This window comes from Pseudoalteromonas sp. L23 (assembly GCF_021728455.1).
Taxonomy (GTDB): Bacteria; Pseudomonadota; Gammaproteobacteria; order Enterobacterales; family Alteromonadaceae; genus Pseudoalteromonas.
Window position 1 is genome coordinate 18302 of record NZ_JAKKCW010000013.1, and the last position, 19440, is coordinate 37741.

At 45.7% G+C, this 19440-nt stretch carries 14 protein-coding genes and 1 CRISPR repeat array; of the genes, 10 read left to right on the forward strand and 4 right to left on the reverse strand.

Annotated features, from left to right (window positions below):
• Positions 1 to 237 precede the first annotated feature (237 nt).
• The 9 genes from L3V43_RS18585 (at position 238) to cas2e (ending at position 9513) form a co-directional block, all read left to right on the forward strand.
• Positions 238 to 381: a hypothetical protein gene (locus tag L3V43_RS18585; RefSeq protein WP_237117193.1), complete on the forward strand. Its 144-nt coding sequence runs from the start codon at positions 238 to 240 to the stop codon at positions 379 to 381.
• A 135-nt stretch (positions 382 to 516) separates the two neighbouring features.
• Positions 517 to 3369 (forward strand): CRISPR-associated helicase Cas3', encoded by a 2853-nt coding sequence (cas3, locus tag L3V43_RS18590; protein WP_237117192.1) that lies wholly within the window; start codon positions 517 to 519, stop codon positions 3367 to 3369.
• 43 nt (positions 3370 to 3412) lie between these two features.
• The gene (casA, locus tag L3V43_RS18595) at positions 3413 to 4996 is read left to right on the forward strand and encodes a type I-E CRISPR-associated protein Cse1/CasA (RefSeq protein ID WP_237117191.1); all 1584 of its coding nucleotides are present in this window, start codon (positions 3413 to 3415) and stop codon (positions 4994 to 4996) included.
• Complete coding sequence (casB, locus tag L3V43_RS18600) at positions 4986 to 5594, forward strand: type I-E CRISPR-associated protein Cse2/CasB (RefSeq protein WP_211865358.1); 609 nt, start codon at positions 4986 to 4988, stop codon at positions 5592 to 5594. The genes casA and casB overlap by 11 nt, the downstream gene beginning before the upstream one ends.
• Positions 5595 to 5608: 14 nt before the next feature.
• Positions 5609 to 6655 (forward strand): type I-E CRISPR-associated protein Cas7/Cse4/CasC, encoded by a 1047-nt coding sequence (gene cas7e, locus L3V43_RS18605; protein ID WP_237117190.1) that lies wholly within the window; start codon positions 5609 to 5611, stop codon positions 6653 to 6655.
• Positions 6656 to 6665: 10 nt separating this feature from the next.
• A complete protein-coding gene (gene cas5e, locus L3V43_RS18610; protein WP_237117189.1) occupies positions 6666 to 7415 on the forward strand; it encodes a type I-E CRISPR-associated protein Cas5/CasD in 750 nt (249 codons plus the stop codon).
• Between the two features lie 10 nt (positions 7416 to 7425).
• Positions 7426 to 8208: a type I-E CRISPR-associated protein Cas6/Cse3/CasE gene (gene cas6e / locus L3V43_RS18615; RefSeq protein WP_102058228.1), complete on the forward strand. Its 783-nt coding sequence runs from the start codon at positions 7426 to 7428 to the stop codon at positions 8206 to 8208.
• 70 nt (positions 8209 to 8278) lie between these two features.
• Positions 8279 to 9208, forward strand: a complete 930-nt coding sequence (gene cas1e, locus L3V43_RS18620) for a type I-E CRISPR-associated endonuclease Cas1e (RefSeq protein ID WP_102058229.1) — start codon at positions 8279 to 8281, stop codon at positions 9206 to 9208.
• Positions 9205 to 9513, forward strand: coding sequence for a type I-E CRISPR-associated endoribonuclease Cas2e (gene cas2e / locus L3V43_RS18625; protein ID WP_095727294.1), 309 nt, complete (start codon positions 9205 to 9207; stop codon positions 9511 to 9513). The genes cas1e and cas2e overlap by 4 nt, the downstream gene beginning before the upstream one ends.
• Positions 9514 to 9666: 153 nt before the next feature.
• Positions 9667 to 11773: a CRISPR direct-repeat array (repeat unit 29 nt; unit sequence GTGTTCCCCGTACGCACGGGGCTAAACCG).
• A 141-nt stretch (positions 11774 to 11914) separates the two neighbouring features.
• On the opposite strand, the gene L3V43_RS18630 is transcribed toward cas2e, so the two are convergent.
• The 4 genes from L3V43_RS18630 to L3V43_RS18645 all read right to left on the reverse strand — a co-directional run bounded on the left by L3V43_RS18630 (position 11915) and on the right by L3V43_RS18645 (position 18439).
• On the reverse strand, positions 11915 to 12190 hold the full coding sequence (locus tag L3V43_RS18630; protein ID WP_010603951.1) for a SelT/SelW/SelH family protein: 276 nt from the start codon (positions 12188 to 12190) through the stop codon (positions 11915 to 11917).
• Positions 12191 to 12394: 204 nt separating this feature from the next.
• Positions 12395 to 13555: an aspartyl/asparaginyl beta-hydroxylase domain-containing protein gene (locus L3V43_RS18635; protein ID WP_010603950.1), complete on the reverse strand. Its 1161-nt coding sequence runs from the start codon at positions 13553 to 13555 to the stop codon at positions 12395 to 12397.
• Positions 13556 to 13572: 17 nt separating this feature from the next.
• On the reverse strand, positions 13573 to 15372 hold the full coding sequence (locus L3V43_RS18640; RefSeq protein ID WP_237117188.1) for a tetratricopeptide repeat protein: 1800 nt from the start codon (positions 15370 to 15372) through the stop codon (positions 13573 to 13575).
• A gap of 223 nt (positions 15373 to 15595) precedes the next feature.
• The gene (locus L3V43_RS18645; RefSeq protein WP_237117187.1) at positions 15596 to 18439 is read right to left on the reverse strand and encodes a TonB-dependent receptor; all 2844 of its coding nucleotides are present in this window, start codon (positions 18437 to 18439) and stop codon (positions 15596 to 15598) included.
• A gap of 280 nt (positions 18440 to 18719) precedes the next feature.
• Between L3V43_RS18645 and L3V43_RS18650 the strand changes: the two genes are divergently transcribed.
• Positions 18720 to 19436 carry a LytTR family DNA-binding domain-containing protein gene (locus L3V43_RS18650; protein ID WP_010603947.1) on the forward strand — a complete coding sequence of 239 codons (717 nt, stop codon included), beginning with the start codon at positions 18720 to 18722 and terminating at the stop codon, positions 19434 to 19436.
• Positions 19437 to 19440 lie beyond the last annotated feature (4 nt).

Here is a 19440-nt window from a genome sequence, read left to right on the forward strand (position 1 = left end):
CTCGGCCAGCGGCCCCGTATAACGGGGAACATATTGATATACAGGTATCACTGCAACTGTATAGCGGTTGAGCCCCTTAAAAAAGGGAACTAATCAATATTACTGTGATATCTTTGATAAAGAAAGTTTGGGTTTTTGTAAGCTATAAAGTTGTTATGAAACCCAATGTTTTTTGTTGCCTTGAGGGTGGACAAATGATAGCCTATTTTACGTGTTCAATTATTAGAAGGAAATCTGGTGATCTTTCACAACCTAGCTAAGTTTGTAAATGCATTAACAGCTGCGGATCATAAAACAAAAGCCATTTTTGGAGTATTTTCTGTAGGCTTTTTGGTTGCCGCACTGGGCTACCTAGCAAACTCTCTTTATGCATTTATCTAGATCATAGTTGCCAGTATGTAGTCGGCAACTCTTCGTCATCCACCTACTAAATTTTTTACTGGTTGTAATAGCAGGATTGTTGGCGTTTTATTCGCGTCGTAAGCTGAGTGTATTGAAAGCAAGGACCAGAGCAATATGACAGATCTAAACAGTTTAATGTTCAAATATTGGGGCAAAGCTAAAAAGCCACTCGAGGTAGATTACTGCATGAGTGAGATTAATGGCGAGTCATTACAAGATATTGTTGAACGCCATCCAGGCGTTAATTCTGTCGATCACCTCAAAGCACTTGCGAGCAAAAAAGGGTGGCAAATCGCCAGACAGGGCGAAACTTTTCACCGTTATCACCTACTTGTATTTCATAGCCTAGATGTGGCGGCGGTTGCACTGACTTATCTGGATTTGAATAAGCAATTTACACAAGATTTGGCCGAGTTTCTGGGGTTAACTATTCCACAGCTTAAGTCTTTGGTCGGATTCTTTGTTGCCATTCACGACTTGGGTAAATTTTCTTCAGCATTTCAAAACCTAGCAGAATTTAGTGACAGTAATTTAAGCCAGAAAAAGTCGAGAGAACCTTATTCTGCAACAGATGCCCGACATGATGGGTTAGGTCATCATTTTTGGAAAAGCTGCGCCAAGCAAATTGAAGGTGCACCGGACGAAGTAACGCAGGCATTTAAAAAGATAGATTCGGTGCGAGTCATGCTGAATTGTGTTTTTGGTCATCACGGTGAGCCAGTTGTAGCGCACAAATTTGGTAGCAGAATAGAAGACTATTGTGTCGATGAAAATTACCAGGCTTGTAGAGAGTTCATAGCGTATTGCCTTGAGCTATTTGCTAATGATCTGCCAACGGAAAAGTTTTCGGATAGAGTGTGGCGCGATCACCTAAGGTATGCTAGTTGGCACCTTGCTGGTTTGTGCACTCTTGCTGACTGGTTGGGCTCAGATACTCAGTATTTCACATATCACTCTGAGCCGATGGATATACAAGCTTACTGGCTCGAAGCTGTAAAACAGGCACATAAAGTGCTTACAAATAGGCAGTTGACCAGTCAGGTAGAGGTCTTCCCTTATGAGTCAACCGCTAAGCATTTTGGCTTTAGTACACCTACACCATTGCAGTCGTTTGCTGAGCAAGTGCCTGTCGGTCCTTCACCACAATTGTTTATTCTGGAAGATGTAACGGGTGCAGGCAAAACCGAGGCGGCGCTAATCTTATTGCATCGTTTAATGCAGGCGAAGGCTGCGGATGGCTTTTACTTTGGTTTACCGACTATGGCTACCTCCAGTGCCATGTACCATCGTATCGCACAGCATTACGGACGAATGATGTCCGTTGATGGAAAAAAAGCCAGTCTGGTATTAGCACACGGCGCGAGTATGATGGAGGACGCTTATCAGGAGTCACTAGTTACAGAGCAACTCCCCGATCTTGAATATGGTAAAGCTGATGAAACAGCAAGTCAGGCATGCCATATCTGGTACGCAGACTCTAAAAAGAAGGCGCTGCTTGCTCATGCTGGCGTTGGCACGGTTGACCAGCCTTTGCTATCGGTTTTAGCCTCCAAACACAGCACGCTACGTTTTAATGGTTTGTTTCGTAAGATTCTAGTGCTTGATGAGGTACATGCCGCAGATCAATATATGTTCACTTTGCTAGAAGATCTTTTACGTATTCATTTACGGTTTGGCGGCATTGTGATCCTGCTTACTGCGACCTTGCCGCTAGAAAGACGCAACAGGCTTTGCCAGATCTGGCAAGAAGAGCTGGGTCTTGAATCTCCCGAGTGCACTCAAAAAACAAGCTTTCCGCTCGCAACCTGGGTAAATGAACAAGGGAAATTAAATGAGCAACCAGTGGAAAGCTTACCCAGAAATCACAAATCCGTGCAGGTTGAGTTTATCCACTGTGAGCAGGCCTGTATTGAAGAGATAGTGGCAAGAGCATCACGCGGCGAGGCTGTGGTTTGGGTGCGTAATACGGTCGCGGATGCGCAGCAAGCATATACTTTACTCTCAGAGCGTTACCCGCAAACACATATCACTTTGTTCCATAGTCGCTTTACCTTATACGACAGAAAACAAAAGGAAAAAGAGGTGCTTGGTAGACTGGGTAAGCAAAGCACAACACAGCAAAGACTGGGACAAATATTGATTTCAACTCAGGTGTTTCAAGAATCAATTGATGCGGACTGTGATTTTATGCTCAGTGATATTTGCCCCATTGACGATTTTATACAGCGTGCTGGGCGACTTAAACGCCATATCCGAGATGAACACGGCAATTACCAACCCGCACTGTCAGAAGATAAACGTCCGCCAGCTGTATTGAAAGTATTTTGCCCTGAGTGGCAAGGCGAGCCAGAAAAAGACTGGTTACACAAAAGCCACCCAGGTACGGCCGCCGTTTACCGGAGCCCAGCCATTATATGGCTTACGCAAAAAGTGCTAAGAGAGAAAGGCGGGTTGTATTTACCGGAGGATGCACGCCATTTGATCGAAAGCGTTTACAGCCAGGCTGCGCTAAACACCAGACCAGTAGATCTGGATTGTTATCACAGCGAGTATCAGGCGCAAACTCAAGCGATGGAAAATCAGGCAACGCTTCAGAAACTGGATTGGAAAGAAGGCTACTGCCGACAGGCGGGTAACGTGTGGATGGGGGAAGAGCTAGAGATAAGCACCCGATACAGTGACAGAGTCAGTATTCAGGTTGTGGTGCTAAAGCTTGATCAATCTGGAAATATGGCCTTCTATGCTGAAGGCTGCACCGAAAAACACCTGCTACAGCATAGTGAAATACGCGTCGATCAAAAGCGCATAGCCGAAAAGCTGAGCCCAATTCCGAATGAATACAGTGAGCAACTGGAGAGGTTGCTGGAGCGTTATCCTTCACTCAAATATAAGCAATGCTGGTTGCAAGGAAGTGATGAACGATTTTTATATGATGCATTTAAAGGGCTAACAGAGGTTGGTGAATAGCCTATTTAAGGGGCTTGACCCCATTTCAATTAGGGAAAATGGTATGAATAATTTAGTACAGGACCCTTGGCTATATTATCGGCTAAGAGATAACTCTATCACGCAGTTGCCTTTATCGGCGATAGCAAACCCCGATGTGGTTGACTTTGCTTTGCCACGCGCCGATTTTTACGGAGCAGCGTATCAGTTTACCATTAGCTTATTGCAAACCTGTTGTTCTCCCGAGGAAGGAGAAGACTGGTACAACTGGTATGAATCACCTCCTTCAGAGCAGGCGCTGTCAGAGACGTTCAGTAAAGCGGCACATGCATTTAATTTGTTTGGTGATGGCCCGCTGTTTATGCAGGATTTAGATCCGTTACGAAGTGCGGGCACGCAGAACGTCAACACCTTGTTGATTGAAACGCCGGGTGACAACACGCTTAAAAATAATGTAGATCATTTTATAAAACGTGGTCAGGTTGAAGCGATGAGCCCAGAAATGGCGGCGCTTGCATTATTCACCTTGCAGATTAATGCGCCAGCGGGGGGCGTTGGCTACAGAACGGGTTTACGCGGTGGTGGACCATTGACGACCTTGATACTACCCAATGAAGAGTCGACGAGCTTGTGGCATAAACTGTGGTTGAATGTTTGTATTGCGCCAAAGGCAAATGATGCGCAACTGCACAGTGGGCAAATCTTCCCTTGGCTTACAGATACCAAAGTCAGTAAAGAGAAAGGCACAGAAGTGCTTTTTAAAGATGCACACTTTCTTACACATTTTTGGGCAATGCCGAGACGCATACGGTTACAGCCAGAGGAATCACTAGGCACTTGCTCACTGACAGGCCATGAATGTGATGTACTGGTGAAGTCTTTTGCCACCACGAATTATGGCAACAACTATGCAGGGAGTTGGTGGCATCCGCTCACGCATTATCGCAGTAATCCTAAAAAGCCACATGAAGATAACCTATCCAGTAAAGGGCAGCCCGGTGGCATTCAGTATAAGCAATGGCACGCCTTGTGTTTCGCCAATGAGAGCGAAGGCAACCATCCAGCCAAAGTGATAGACGAGTTTTACGATATTAAAATGGACTATGTTGACCAGCAACCCAGACTCTGGGCATTTGGCTTTGATATGGACAATATGAAAGCCAGAGGTTGGTATGACAGCCAGTTTCCGGTGTTTTTTCTAGACGAGGCTAAGCGTGCAAGCGTGATCCACGACCTCAATCAGACAATTCAGATTGCCATGGAATTTAGCAGCATGATGCGTACCTTAATTAAAGAAGCGCTGTTCGATAGGCCAAAAGATGTAAAGGCAGATCTGGCCCAGCATACGCTGAGTTACTGGCAGCGCAGCGAGCGCGACTTTTTTATTGCAGCTCAGGCTATTTGTGTTGAAGGAGAGCTACGAAGTGAAGACGCAAAGCGCTGGTTCTATCGTGCCCTCAATACAGCGTTAGATATTTTTGACGAGGTGGTATTGAGCACTTCCATGGATAACAAAGCCATTGCCAGAAAAGTGGCAGCAAGACAGAAGCTGACCGCCTGGTTACATGGGAAGAAAATAAGTAAAGACTTTAAACGGCGTTACAACCTAAAGACACAAGACAAGGAGGCACAAGCCAATGACGCTTAATTACAAACCAAAAAGTCAGCTGTTCAATACAATTAGCTGGGATGCATTTCATACCGTGTTTCGCTGGTGGGTTTCTATGTCGGATGATGAGGCAACTCAGGCTGAGTTAAGTATCAGGCCAGCGCCAACAGTATTTCGTGCCCAGCTTAAGCGTGCTTCCAGGTTGGACGACGTTTATCTCACTCAGGGCTTTTCGGCACTATGGCAGGCGCTACCCGTCGAGATACACAATCATAAAAAGGGCTGGGTGATGCCCTGCTTTGCCGTGATAGCCAAAAGCCTCAGTATGGTGCGGAGTCATCATGAGCGTGGCACCTTTGCCAGAGACTTAGGGCATGTGGAAGAGGGCGCAGATAAGCCTGTAGTCAGTGAGTTGCGATTTCAGAACCTTCAGGCTGCAAAAAACGAGCAGGAATTTGTTACACAATTGAGCCGTCTTCTGGCCCAGTTGAACAATAAAACAAACATTTTAAGCCTAGCAGACGACATCGCCTGCTGGTTTGAAGAACACAATTATCAGGCGCCCAGACGGGCTGACAAGCGGATCGCCGTACGCTGGGCGATGGACTATTACAAAGATGTAGCGAACAAGGCATAAATAAGGAAAATACCATGAGCAAATTTATTCAGATCCACACTCTTACATCATACGCACCTGCAAATCTGAACAGGGAAGAAACCGGTAGACCGAAAACAGCCAAGTTTGGTGGCTTTGAAAGGCTGAGAGTCAGTTCGCAAAGTTCAAAGCGCAATTGGCGGGTGAGTGACGTATTTCAAACGAGCTTAGCTGATCACATTGGTACTAGAACCAAAAAACTTGGCGTTGAAGTATTCAACTACTTGATAGAAAAAGAAGTAAAAGAGAAAGACGCCAAAGCTTGGGCAATTGAGATCGCGGGAGTTTTTGGCAAAGGTAAAAAAGATTCGCTGGAGATTGAGCAGCTGGCACACATTAGCCCCAGCGAAAAAACAGCGGTATTTGCATTGGCAGATCAACTAGCAGCAGAAAATCGCGGACCGCAAAAAGACGAGTTGCAACTACTTAAAGCAGAAAACCAAGCCGCAGATATTGCTTTGTTTGGACGCATGCTGGCGTCGAGTCCGGAGTTTAACGTTGAAGCTGCGTGTCAGGTTGCACATGCAATCAGTGTTGAAAATGTCACGGTAGAAAGTGACTACTTTACCGCGGTAGACGATCTCAATGCAGGAAAGGGAGATCAAGGTGCTGCGCATATTGGTGACAGCGGTTTTGCTTCTGCGGTGCTGTACAACTATATCTGTATTGATAAAGAGCAGTTGGTAGATAACCTTTCTGGTGATTTAGTGCTTGCCAACAAAACCATTGCTTCTTTGCTTGAATGCATCGCGAAAATCTCACCAAAAGGCAAACAAAATAGTTTTGCATCTCATGCTTATGCCTCTTACATTCTGGTAGAAAAAGGGGAACAGCAGCCTCGTTCACTTGCAAGTGCTTTTGTAAGCCCTGTAAAGGCCCTTGACGAGAGTGAGAACGTGACGCAAATCGCTGTTCAGCGTTTAGAAAGCCAAATCGAGAACTTTGATTCTGTTTATGAGCCTTGTGCAGATAGTCGTCAATCTATCAATGTATTAACAGGTGAAGGCAACTTTAAGTCTTTGCAGGCTTTTGCTGCTGATTAATGGGGTCTCTATGAAAACCAGTGATTATTTGGTGATCAGACTATACGGGCCTTTAGCCAGTTGGGGAGACGCGGCTGTGGGCGGCGACCGACCCACCAATATTCGCCCGACACGAGGCGCATTGCTTGGTTTGGTTGCTGCTGCGCTTGGCATTAAGCGTGAAGATAAAGCCGACTTAAATACGTTAAACGAAGCGTTAAGCTGCCATGTTAAACAGTACAATGCGGGTAGCTTGCTCAGAGACTTTCATACAGCGCAAGTACCGAGTGAAGATAAAAAAGTGCGGCTATACACTCGGCGTGACGAACTGGTTAAGTCGAAAAAGGTAAACACCGTACTGTCAAACCGTGATTACCGGGAAAGCGGGCTGTGGGTTGTTGCGCTAGAATCGAGCTCTTCAACGTACTCGTTAGAGGTGATCCGCGCTGCATTGTTACGGCCTAAATATATGTTGTACTTGGGACGTAAATCTTGCCCATTAGCAGCACCGCTGTGCCCGACCTTGGTTGAAAACGTATCGCTAAAAGCGGCATTAGATCATGAGTTCCCGACGATACTAGGTACTGAGCAGGCCGATTCAATTTGGCTTAAACCGGATAAAACCGTGAGTTACTACTGGCAGGGTGACAGGGCAGATCTCATCGCTGAGCAGACTGAGCGAGTTCATACTCAGAGTGTACGGGATAATCCGATAGACAGGAAAGAATGGCTGTTTGACTTGCGCACCGAGCATCAGCTGGTGGTTGAATATCAAAGGTAAGGAGGAGCTAGTGTTTTTAAGTCAGATAAAGTTGTTGGGTAATGCCATGGCCAGAGAGGAGCGTCAAAAACTCGCTGTGAATGGTTGCTACGCCAGCCACCAGTTACTCTGGAAGCTGTTTGCCGGTGAGCAAAAACGCGGTTTTTTATATTGTACCGTCAATGACGCGCTCGATCAGTTTATGGTGCTCTCGGCACAGGAGCCGAAAAACTATAATGAGATATTTGCTATCCAAACCAAGCGATTCAACCCTGTATTATATCAGGGACAAAAGCTCGGCTATCAAATTACACTTAATCCGACGGTGTGTAAAAACAACCGTCGCCACGATGTGGTGATGAACACACAGCAAAGTTTATTGCTAAGCGAGCTTACAAAGTTGGGGGTAGATCCTCAAGTGAGCAAAAAATCTCGGCTTAAAAGCCAATTGTTGGATTTTGCTGATGATGGTGTTGTCGCTAATTGGAAAGCGGAATTGCAACTTTCTGAGCAAATAGCACGCAGCGATCTACTTGAAATGTGGTTAAGGTTTAAAACTGATTTAGTGTTGCGCCAGTGGTGGAGTGAGCGGTTGTTGAGCCTGAGTGCCAGAGCTGAGTTAGCTGATTGCGATATTTTTGCTTATCAGCAACACCAGGTTGCAAAAGGGAAAAACCAGATCCGCTTTTCTACTGTCGATATAGTCGGTCAGCTTGAGGTGACAGACCCCGAAAAGTTTACTGAGGCATTATTCAACGGCATCGGCCGCTCCAAAGCTTTTGGCTGCGGGCTGATGTTGATTAAACCTTTGTAATCTAATCAGTAAGGCGGGGAGACTCGCCTTTTTCTTAGCTAATTTTTTACTTAATTTGGGAGTGCAGGGAATGGCATTTCTTCCTTTAAAACCTATTCCAATTAAAGATCGTAACTCCATGATTTTTATTGGTATGGGGCGTATTGATGTGCGCGACGGTGCATTTGTTGTGATTGATGAAGTAAACGGCGAGCGGATGCTTATTCCGGTGGGTTCTGTGGTGTGCATTATGCTGGAACCGGGTACTCGGGTGAGTCATGCGGCGGTGAAGTTGGCAGCGACCACGGGCACGTTGCTTATTTGGGTGGGAGAAGCGGGAGTCAGGCTCTACTCTGCGGGTCAGCCCGGCGGTGCGCGCTCCGATAAATTGCTCTATCAGGCCAAGCTGGCGTTGGATGAAAACCTGCGACTTAAAGTCGTACGCAAAATGTTTGAGCTACGCTTTGGCGAACCGGCACCGGAGCGACGCTCGGTTGACCAGCTTCGGGGCATTGAAGGCACGCGCGTGCGCAAAACCTATGAGCTGCTTGCCAAACAGTATCAGGTGAGCTGGCAGGGACGACGCTACGACCCTAAGGATTGGGCAAAGGGCGATGTGATCAATCAATGTATCAGCGCCGCTACGTCTTGCTTGTATGGCGTCACCGAAGCAGCAGTGCTGGCCGCTGGCTATGCGCCTGCCATTGGCTTTTTGCATACAGGCAAGCCATTGTCGTTTGTGTATGATATTGCTGACATTATAAAATTCGATACCGTGGTGCCTGTGGCGTTTAAAATTGCCAAACGGCGGCCACAATCCCCCGATCGTGAAGTACGCATCGCCTGTCGCGAAGCGTTCCGTAAAGACAAGGTATTACCACGCCTTATCCCGCTGATTGAAGAAGTATTAGCCGCCGGAGAGGTAACACCGCCCGAGCCCTATGCTGACGCACAACCGCCTGCTATTCCTGAGCCTGAATCCATAGGCGACGAGGGCCATCGCAGCGGAGGGTCACTATGAGTATGTGCATGGTTGTTACTGAGGCGGTGCCACCGAGGTTAAGAGGTCGTCTGGCGGTGTGGCTGCTGGAGATCCGCGCCGGTGTGTATGTAGGTGATGTGAGCAAGCGCATTCGTGAAATGATCTGGTTTCAGGTCAGTGAGCTGGCGGAAGACGGCAATGCGGTTATGGCTTGGGCAACTAATACCGAGTCGGGTTTTGATTTTATCACTTACGGCGAAAACGCCAGAATGCCTGTCGATTTTCAGGGCCTGAGATTGGTGAAGTATACGCCCAGAGCAAATGATAATCCGGGAGCTGATTAGCGAACGCCCCACTTTTTAATTCGATTTAATGCTCTTTAACAAGTTGGTGATTAAGATTTATACCTCATAGTGAGAGGTGCTTTTGTACCTAAAATTTTCGGTAACTTTTACTAGGTGATTTTTCTTTATTAAAAACAAGTATATAATTTTAGAGTGTTCCCCGTACGCACGGGGCTAAACCGCCCTCACAAGGTGGTTTGGGCTCACAGTCATCGTGTTCCCCGTACGCACGGGGCTAAACCGAACACCGTGGGTCGATGCAGCTGCACAGCAGAGTGTTCCCCGTACGCACGGGGCTAAACCGGCACTTAGATGAAGTGTCTGCAATCCAATGTGGTGTTCCCCGTACGCACGGGGCTAAACCGGTGGAAAAAGAGCGAATAGAAAAACTTTGGGTGTGTTCCCCGTACGCACGGGGCTAAACCGTTGGAAAACGAGGGAATTAGCATGGCAGATGTGTGTTCCCCGTACGCACGGGGCTAAACCGCTGGAGTGGATTATTTAGTCGTGCAGCGTTTAGTGTTCCCCGTACGCACGGGGCTAAACCGGCGTATGATTGAGATATGCTTTCCGCAGTAGCGTGTTCCCCGTACGCACGGGGCTAAACCGCTGCTGGGCTTTTAGGATATTCCCGCAGCCTGCGTGTTCCCCGTACGCACGGGGCTAAACCGTTTTCTTCTGTCTTTCCCGCATCACCTGAATTGTGTTCCCCGTACGCACGGGGCTAAACCGATTATTTCTCAATTTTGCTGCTATGCTGTGTGCGTGTTCCCCGTACGCACGGGGCTAAACCGTCACTCTTTTGAATAGCCATTTACTTGCCTCCGTGTTCCCCGTACGCACGGGGCTAAACCGGTAATTTGCTCTTGGCAATCAAACGGAATATTGTGTTCCCCGTACGCACGGGGCTAAACCGCCTTTTAGCGCTTCGCGGCAACGTACACCGCGGTGTTCCCCGTACGCACGGGGCTAAACCGCGATGTTAGTACTAACCCTACTATGGCTATGAGTGTTCCCCGTACGCACGGGGCTAAACCGTACTTCTTGTAGGTCGCCATAGCCACCCCATTCGTGTTCCCCGTACGCACGGGGCTAAACCGTCCTCCAGACTGGATGAGGTAAACGATAAAATGTGTTCCCCGTACGCACGGGGCTAAACCGGGGATTATAGTTCGGCTGATATTACTGACGAAGTGTTCCCCGTACGCACGGGGCTAAACCGTAGCTGTTGGGCTTCGTTCATCTTGGGTGCTCGTGTTCCCCGTACGCACGGGGCTAAACCGATGAAAAAGAGTTTACTCAAATACAAGATGAGAGTGTTCCCCGTACGCACGGGGCTAAACCGATACTTGAGATTGCAGGAACGGGCGTCACAGAGTGTTCCCCGTACGCACGGGGCTAAACCGCACATCGTAATCATAATGGCCTATCCGTGGAGGTGTTCCCCGTACGCACGGGGCTAAACCGCAAAAAGCCGCACTCCTAAAACAGCAAGAAGAGTGTTCCCCGTACGCACGGGGCTAAACCGCTCTCTTCTGTATTCAGCATCTCTCATTGCTTGTGTTCCCCGTACGCACGGGGCTAAACCGCTGGCAAACCATAATGAACTCACCCGTTTTCTGTGTTCCCCGTACGCACGGGGCTAAACCGTACGTAAGATGCGAGCGCCTGCTCTAATACCGGTGTTCCCCGTACGCACGGGGCTAAACCGATAGTTTCGTAAGTTAGGCCAATCGGTAGACTGTGTTCCCCGTACGCACGGGGCTAAACCGATGGGGGACGATATTTTGCGCTTAATGCGTATGTGTTCCCCGTACGCACGGGGCTAAACCGACATTAACGATATTGTTGAGACGTACAATCCTGTGTTCCCCGTACGCACGGGGCTAAACCGGAAAATCACTATGAAATTAGTATCTAAAATCAGTGTTCCCCGTACGCATGGGGCTAAACCGGAGGCTGTTTTATGTCTATTCCAAACGTGGATGTGTTCCCCGTACGCACGGGGCTAAACCGGCGAGGAAAACAGCGAAACAACGAGCAGCCAAGTGTTCCCCGTACGCACGGGGCTAAACCGCCATGAATGCCGCCGCTCAAATTGGTGAGCAGGTGTTCCCCGTATGCACGGGGCTAAACCGGCCTCGTGATTTCAATTCCGCAACATTCAATCGTGTTCCCCATATGCACGGGGCTAAACCGCGTGTTAATGTTGATGCACGCGACCAGACTAGGTGTTCCCTGTACGCTCGGGGCTAAATCTGAGCGACTCAGGTCTGGACCATGTGCTGGAATTCGTCCGTGAAGCAGCACCAGATGCTCACCTCATTGAGCGGTGAAACAGCGGCGATTCTAGGCTCGCCTGTAATCTCGGGATTAAGTTATAGCCATCATTGTTAGCTAGTTATTTATCCACATGACCTAAATCACGCTCAGGATCTAACAAATCTCTCACCCTTCTTTTGAGCACTTTGGCTTCAGGAAAACCTTCATCCGCCTTTCGGCACCAAATTAACGTATTGTTATAGTAAATTTTGAATACGCCTTTACTTGCTGGCACTAACGCGACTTGTTGTAAATCGTCAGAGAAAGTTGAAAGTAACTCTTGTGCAAGCCAAGTTGCTCGCAACATCCATTGGCAAAGTACGCAGTAATGGATAGTGATGGTCGGTTTTTGCATGAATTTACGTTTTTTTGAAGGCTGTGATGGGATTCTAGCACTGTGATTTAGCATATGGCTAGCTTGAAAAAAACGGGGGTCGCCCCCCGAAATTATCCAGGGAGACCTTAAATTATAAGGTCAGTCTTAACGTTACGGACTATTTGCATAGTAACAACCCCTTTTGTGGCAAGTTGAAGGGTTGCCGTGACGAAAATTGGGATACTAGTGATCGCTTCTGTATTCACTCAGAGTTGCATTTAAATTGTCAATGAGGTTTTGCCTATTTAAAAACTCTAACTGGATTGCTCGGCGCTGAGTTAATGATAGATCAGGGTGCCAAATGGAGAAAATAAGTACAATCCGATCTCGGTCACTACCGTTGTGCGCTAAATGCAAATAAGAGTCGTCGAATATGGTGAGTTGATGTTCTTGCCATAAAATGCGGTTACCATCGACCTCTAAGTAACAGTCGTGGGGAATATCTATAGCCAAGTGTACTGTTAGACTGTGATTGGAAAGGCCATAATGTGGAGTAATAGTTTGGCCTTTTGCTAGCTTAGAGTAAAACACTTCGTATGGGGATGCCGTCAAGCCGTAGTAAGGCACTTTCTCTAAAGCCTTTTTTAGAATAGGAAAGTGCTTTGACACCGAAACGTCTTCGATCCCCTCTTTAAAAATGGATAGTGCTTGCCAGTTGTTGCTGTTTGCAAGCTTTGGGAATACGCTTTCATACTCTTTACCCGATAAATAGGGGGTAAGGTGCGAAGATGCGGTATTAAAAGTAGCGTGAAACTCTTTAATGATGTCGGGGATCATGGTGCTAAAGCTTTCATACCATGAAAATTGCTGTGCCAGCCAGATTGGTTTTGCAGTTAGATTAGGTACGTAAAAAAGATGTGGTGCTTGAGGTGTTTCAAAGGGCTTACTACTGTATTGAACCCAGCGTCCAGACTCAATGCTTGATGCAGTACCAAGGTTTCTTTCCATACATTGCCAAGCTTTTTGAAAACGTTTAAGCGTTTGAGGAGCTGTGCTATTGGCAAGCTGAAGCCGTTTAAAGCTGCCTGTCAGTGTTTCACACAGGGCATAACATGCTAGTGCCGTATTCTCCTCGCTCTTAGTCTCTAGTAAATATCCAAGGTACAAGTAAACTAGATAATTTTTGGGCGCAAGATCAATGCAGTGAAAGTAGGCTTTTTCACTTTCGGCTAACGCCCCAATTTGTTCTAAAATTACAGCTACACGATAGCTTAGCTCTGCACTCTGTGGGTAGGCATCGAGTAACTTTGGTAGTAATAATGGCCAACTATTTTGCGATTCGCATTCTAGGATTGGCTGTAAAAGTGTGTCAATGTTGAGAGGTTGTATCTCTTCGTTTGCCATCAAAATAATATCTCTTGTTAATTATTGATTACGCCAATATCGAGTGGCAACGTCATTCGATAGCTATTGTCTGATGCGTTAAATGGCTGTGTTCCATGCCAAAAATAAGAGGGGAAGATCACGATTTGTCCTCGTTTAGGTTTTACAGTTTTAAATGGTGGAAAATCGTAAGGAGGTGCTAGGGGAGGTCTACCAAATTCAATTACCCCATTGTTGCTATCGTCGTTTGGCGTGTTGATATATAAAACCACACTTATCCAGCCAGCGGGGTGGATATGACTCACGTGGAAGCCTTGCTCTGTTAATTTGACAGACCACGAACCAGTAATTAATTTATCCTTATTTAAATGAGCCAAAAATGGGTGCTCAGGCACTAACTCTAAGTTATTGAGACATTTTTCAATATCTTGCAGTAATTGAGCTCGAGCTTTGGTGATGACTTCGATATCTCTATTAAGCAAGCCACCAGAAATTTGTGAACCATTTACTAAAGTTTGCTCACTTGGTGCTTGCTTACCTTGATGAAGCGTTAGTAAACAAGACTCTAATTCTTTAAGAAAGTCTTCACTATTTTGATAGCCGTTCGGAGTGTCTAAGGTTGTAGTAAGGACAAAGTTTGGGTTGCATAAAGCACGATGCTTTTCTTTGTCCGTGGCTTGATACACTACGCTTAGCCAAGCTAATGCAAGTTGTGAGTTAGGCTGTGCTTGCAACACGTACTCAAGTAGGGATTGTGCGGTACTAAACTCCCCAAGTTGGATTGCAAATTTTGCTTGCTCACAGATCCTGTCATAATTAACGGTTAGCTTATTGGCATCATCTAAATGTTTATAGGCAGTGTTTAGCTCATTGTTCGTGGCTGCCAAACGGCCTCTTAACGCTAGAAGCGTGGCTGATTTGTCTGCATAACCCGACTTCTGTATGCATTGCTCGCATAATGTGTACTGATTGGTGTTCCAGTAAAGTTCGGCTAGACACTCTGTAAGTTGCTGTTGATTATTGGCTGACTCTAGTGCTGTTATTAAACTGCTAGCAAAAAGCTGATGTTGCCCGCTTTGCCAATAAAGTTCGTTCAGTGCTTTATGGACGGTTGGGTTGTGTGGCGCTCGCTTCAGTGCCTGAGTGTAGGCTTGTTGTGCTGGTTCAAACTGACCATTTGCAAAAAAGCAGTCCCCAAGATTATAAAGCGGCTCGTAGTGTTCAGGTGCGCTTTGGTGAACAAACCTAAAGCATTGAATTGCTTGTTCAAATTTAGCTTGTAACTTATAGCAAAGGCCTAAATTGTGTATTGCTCGAAAAGCAACCTGAGAGTGTTGCGGTACTGATTGATAATAGCTGATCGCTTGTTTGAGGTTTCCCTTTGTTTTTTCAATGTCTCCGAGAATTTTGGTGAGTTGCCCAGAAGTATCGAGTGATTGTCCTTTCAAAGCCCACTGATAGGCCATGTCGAGGCGGTTTTGTTCGAGATAAAGAAGCGACAAGTTTTTAAGTAAATCTAGATTCTTTGGCTCAGTATTATACAGCGTAAGGTAATGAGACTCTGCTTGGTGCAAATCACCCGATAGCCAATAACATTTGGCTAAATGAGTTAAGATCTCGGTTTTAAGTGGCGCGAGCTTAGCGGCATCACTTAATGAGGTTATTGCACTCTGCCATTCGGCTAGTGACTTATAGCAAATTCCCAAAAGATAATGTAGGTCGGGGTGAGGCGAATCAGTAAACGGCTGAAGCTTCGTTAACGCTTGCTGATACTGTTTTTGTTGGAGCAATTTGAAAGCATCTTGAACTGCGATATTGATTTCGGATGTTTGCTTCATGTTATTTTTTCTTAAACGGTCAATTAGGCTGAGCTGCATACTCTTTATCTTAGTCAAACTTTATCTAGTTGCGAGCAAAGTGACGCTGCTTGAAGTTTTGTTAGGATTAATCAATCTTTCAGCGAGCTTGATTTAAAACTTAGTAACCTGCTGTGAATAAAAAAACTATTACATAAATAACTGAAAAGGGAGCCGAAGCTCCCTTGTTTTCTGTATTAGTGGATTAGAACGTGTACACAGCGCTTAAGAAGTAGCGAGGACCTATTACGTCATACAACTCTGGGAATGTATTTGCTTGCTGTTGAGCGTCACCTAGTGGTGTTGGCTCTGTGTCTAACACATTCTTGATACCAAATGTTGCTTGTAGGTGATCTGTGAAGTGGTAGCTCGCACTAAGGTCAAGGTACCATTCTGCTTTAGAAATCGGGGCGATTTCGTTAGTGCCTGAGTCGTCATCAACTTCGCTCATATATCGAACTAGCGCCGCTACGCTCAAATCACCTGAAGTCCATGTAAAGCGGTTATTACTTTGGAATTCAGGGCGTGGCGTACCACAGGTGTTACCGAATTTACCTTCACAGTAATTAGTTTCTGTGAAGCCAACGCTTGGCGTTCTAAAGAACTCATCCAAGATTGTGTTCTTAGAGTTAATGTTCAGTGTTGAACCATTTTCACCGATACCAAAGCCAAGCTCTGTGGTCCAGTTGAAGTTAACGTCATAGCCTTTGGTTCCTAGTGACGCGATGTTCGCATTTAGCGCTGTAACAAGGTCTACGTTACCGTCAGGACGACGAGTAATTGCTTGACAGAACTCTGAGTTAGGATCTCTAAGTTGGTTGTAACAAATATCTAGAATATTGTTCACGCCACCACCTAGTACATCGATTGCATCATCAATCGTGATATCAAAGTAATCGATTGTAATGTCAAAGTTTTCGGTCGGTGTAATAACAAGACCGAGAGTAACGGTTTCTGATGTTTCTTCTTTCAGGTCAGGATTACCACCGAAGCTACCTTCGATTTGCGCGTTTGCTTGCTCAAATACGCCAACTTGAGAAGCTGAAACGCCGTGAGCCTCACAAAGAGCTCTATCTGTTTTTCCTTCTACAAAACCGTCTACGCTACATGGATCGGTTGCGCTTGGGAAGCCATTTGCTGCGCCTTGGAATAGCTCTGCGATGTTAGGTGCACGAACAGATTCTTGGTAACCAGCTCGGAACGAAACGTATTCGTTTACTTTCCAGTTTATAGTTGTTGCAAATGAAGATGCATTGCCGATGTTTGAATAGTCAGAAAGACGTCCCGCAAACCAAAGTGTAATGTCTTCAGCAAATGCTGCGTCTGTTACTAGTGGGATATCAATTTCTGTGAAAATCTCATCAACGCTGTAGCTACCTACAGTTGGTTCACCAGCGTTAAAGCCAAGTACATCACCAGATGCTAAGAATTCATCAGGACGGAAGCTTGAATCATCAAAACGGCTTTCGTAGCCAATTACAAAACCAATTGGCATATCAGCAGACGGTACAGTAAATGGTAGCTCACCAGCAAAATCGATGTGGAAAATTTCTTGCTTAATGTTTGTTACGTTAGATGCCCCGACGTTGATAAAATCAATCGCTGCTTGTGAAATATTGCCTTCACCGAAGATGTTCAATGGTGCACAGCCACCTGACGTGTCTTGACATGCACTACCATCGTCAGTTACTAAAATAGCTTGTCTGAAGCGCGTTTCAGAAACGTCGTTATTAAGTAGGTTAGAGCGGTCCAGCTCAGAGCGGCTGTAGTAAGCATTGTATGCCCAGTCACCGATAAAGCCATCTACACCAACTAATAAACGCATCGCATTACGTGTATCAATCGCTTGGCGTGGACCATTTTCAACCATACGACGACCGATTGTAGCGAATGTAAAGTTACCATCGGCGTCAAGTTGACTAACCATATTGCCAGTTGGTTCACCGTCATCATCGAGTTCTGGCACCAATGCTTTCATTGCGGCTTGAACGTCTGCACCGAAGTATGGACTGTCAGGGTTAACCACCAAGCCATTTACGAACGCTGGAGTCGGAGCTAGCTGCTGCGGAACTTCGTTGCGAATGAAAGATAGTTCACTATATAAGCGTGTGTCATCATTGATGTAATAGTGTGCAAAAGAGTTAAGTGTTAGACGCTCTTGTGGCAGTTGCAGGTAGTTATCAGGGGCATAGTTAAATGCATCGGCTGATGTATATGGTAGGCCTTCACCATTTGGACCAAAACGACCTAGAGTTGTACCGTTAGGAAGTGTAGGGCCTGCAAATATTCTTGTCCCAGGAATACCAGATGACCCACCAGGCACTAAACCTGTATCGCCTTCAGTGAGCGTTACATTAGTAAAGTCTCTGTCGCCTTGGAAGATTGATTCACGTTTGGCGTAACCGATATACACAGTAGCGTTGCCTTTACCATCGGCAAAGTTTCCACCCAAGGTGAGGTCTGTGTTGAACTTTTCCCCGTCGCCTTCTTCGGTGATGTCGTATAACGCAGAAATTTCAGCGCCTTCGAAGTCGTCTTTCAATCGAAAGTTTACAACACCTGCTAGTGCATCAGAGCCATATACCGCACCTGCACCACCGGTAATGATGTCTACACCTTCGATAAGAGAAGCTGGAATTGTGTTTAAGTCGACAACACCTGTTTGTGTTGCTGGTACCCAGCGGCGACCGTTAACAAGAACAAGGGTGCGCTCGTTACCAAGACCACGTAAGTCTACTCGAGCGGTACCATCACCAGGGTTATTTGAGCTTGGTCCGAAAGAAGGAACTGTTAGTGGTAACTCGGCAAGCTTCTGCTCGACGTTTAAGTTACCAGATATAGCAAATTCAGTACCGTCTAGTTCGATAACAGGTGTTTTTGCCGTTAACGCGACACGCTGAATACGAGAGCCCGTAATAGAAATTCTTTCGACTTCGTCATTAGCACCATCAGCAGCTTCTTCAGCTGATGCTTGAATGCTCAAACTTCCACCGATTAGGCACGCAGAAGTTATAAGCATACTTAACTTAGAACGCTTGAATTGTTTCATGATATCCCCTGATAGGTTTGTTTTGGATACCTTTGGCGAGCTTGCTAACTCATCACAAAGGCTTATTAGTATCACGAGGAGGCTATGTCGGAAGTCGGGAATATGCCAGTTGAGATACGTAAGGTGACGGAAAGTAGTGACGACAGGAGTTAAAAAAAAGATCAAATTTAATTTGCGAATTACACTGTGACAATCTATAACAATTATTTGTTAACTATTGTGAAATGAGATACAAAGTATTAGTATCTTTGTTAACCTGTTGATGTCTTTAAGGTGATGAATGAAAAAAGTGACAATCTTGATTCCCTGCTATTTGTCTGCGCTTGGCGTTGAAATGAGTACAAAGTTAAAGGAAGTCGCTGTTTGTTCCCAGTTTGTTTACTATCAAACGTTTGTTGATATTTTGGAAACTATTGAGTCGGGTGAAATAGACTGTTTGTTAATAGATTCTTCGTTTGAAAGTGATCCCAAAAAGCAAGAATTGATCGCGAAAAAGTTCTCATCTGTTTCGACTATAAAGATCACTACAGATACCAAACTCAGTTCTTGTACAGTGATGTCTCTTGAAGGGCGAGATAAGACAGATACGCTTATTGAGAACATACTTCATACCGTATTCTCAAGTCCTCAGGAGCTAACCTCTGAGTACATGCCAAATCAACGACTAATAGTGAAAGACTCCGGGCATATTCATGTTATTAAAGTTGAAGAACTGGCTTGGGTTGGAGGTGCCGGTAATTATGTTGAGCTCCATTTGATAAATAGGCAGCGCTCAATACTTCATCGGGATACCATGTCTGCGATGGAAAAAAATTTAAAGATGTTTGGCTTCTCTAGGATCCACAAGTCTTCACTCGTTAATTTGAATGCAATTAGTGAACTTAAAACAAGAGATAATGGTGATTACGATGTTATTTTGGAAAATGGCGACTCACTTCATCTATCAAGGCGATATAAGCAGAATTTATCTTCTCTATTACAGTCCAACATAAGCTGACACT

Bases quoted from the DNA above. Each gene is read 5' to 3' on its own strand.
- L3V43_RS18640 (WP_237117188.1), bottom strand. From the start codon at position 15,372: ATGAAGCAAACATCCGAAATCAATATCGCAGTTCAAGATGCTTTCAAA.
- cas5e (WP_237117189.1), top strand. From the start codon at position 6,666: ATGAAAACCAGTGATTATTTGGTGATCAGACTATACGGGCCTTTAGCC.
- L3V43_RS18645 (WP_237117187.1), bottom strand. From the start codon at position 18,439: ATGAAACAATTCAAGCGTTCTAAGTTAAGTATGCTTATAACTTCTGCG.
- L3V43_RS18635 (WP_010603950.1), bottom strand. From the start codon at position 13,555: ATGGCAAACGAAGAGATACAACCTCTCAACATTGACACACTTTTACAG.
- cas2e (WP_095727294.1), top strand. From the start codon at position 9,205: ATGAGTATGTGCATGGTTGTTACTGAGGCGGTGCCACCGAGGTTAAGA.
- casB (WP_211865358.1), top strand. From the start codon at position 4,986: ATGACGCTTAATTACAAACCAAAAAGTCAGCTGTTCAATACAATTAGC.
- L3V43_RS18630 (WP_010603951.1), bottom strand. From the start codon at position 12,190: ATGCAAAAACCGACCATCACTATCCATTACTGCGTACTTTGCCAATGG.
- casA (WP_237117191.1), top strand. From the start codon at position 3,413: ATGAATAATTTAGTACAGGACCCTTGGCTATATTATCGGCTAAGAGAT.
- cas7e (WP_237117190.1), top strand. From the start codon at position 5,609: ATGAGCAAATTTATTCAGATCCACACTCTTACATCATACGCACCTGCA.
- cas1e (WP_102058229.1), top strand. From the start codon at position 8,279: ATGGCATTTCTTCCTTTAAAACCTATTCCAATTAAAGATCGTAACTCC.
- L3V43_RS18650 (WP_010603947.1), top strand. From the start codon at position 18,720: ATGAAAAAAGTGACAATCTTGATTCCCTGCTATTTGTCTGCGCTTGGC.
- cas3 (WP_237117192.1), top strand. From the start codon at position 517: ATGACAGATCTAAACAGTTTAATGTTCAAATATTGGGGCAAAGCTAAA.